Here is a 575-nt window from a genome sequence, read left to right on the forward strand (position 1 = left end):
CTACACGGCCATCCAGGTGACCATCGACTCCGGCGCCAGGTTCGCGGTGATCCGGGTGCTGACCGAGCCCGGTGGCATGCGGATCATGAACCGCTACCGCACCGTCATGCCCGTGCTGGCGTTCACGATCCTCGTGGGGCTCATGCTCTTCCTGCGCTCCAACGGGACCCTGGAGACCTGGGGCGAGTTCCTCCAGGTGCTCCCCGTCGCGTTCGCTCCGGGTTTCGGCGCCCTGGGGCTGCTCTACGTGGGCACCCTGCAGGCCACCAACCAGTGGGGGACCCTGGCGCGGATGCAGCTGCGCGCCTCCGTTGCGGGACTGGCCGTGGGCGGTGCGGTGCTCGTCATGACCCGCTCGCTGCTGGGACCCTCCCTGCAGCTGGCCGTCACGGAGGGCACCTTCGCCCTGCTGTGCTGGCGGGCCGCACGACGCAGCACGGAACCGCTGCCGCGGTCCACCCCCGGGGAGAAGTCGATCCTCTCGGACATGACCACGATGTCCGGCTACGCGCTCATGGCCTGGCTGCAGGGCCAGGCCGAGCGGCTGTTCATGACGGTCTTCGCCGGGACAGCGG

Annotated in this window: 1 protein-coding gene; it reads left to right on the forward strand. The window is 70.1% G+C overall.

Annotation, left to right across the window (positions count from 1 at the left end; genetic code table 11):
- Nucleotides 1-16: 16 nt before the first annotated feature.
- On the forward strand, nucleotides 17-575 hold a 559-nt coding region (locus tag ACH0BU_RS18205), incomplete at its 3' end, for a hypothetical protein (RefSeq protein WP_500264497.1).

This window comes from Sphingomonas olei (assembly GCF_045369765.1).
Lineage (GTDB): Bacteria > Pseudomonadota > Alphaproteobacteria > Sphingomonadales > Sphingomonadaceae > Sphingomonas > Sphingomonas panaciterrae.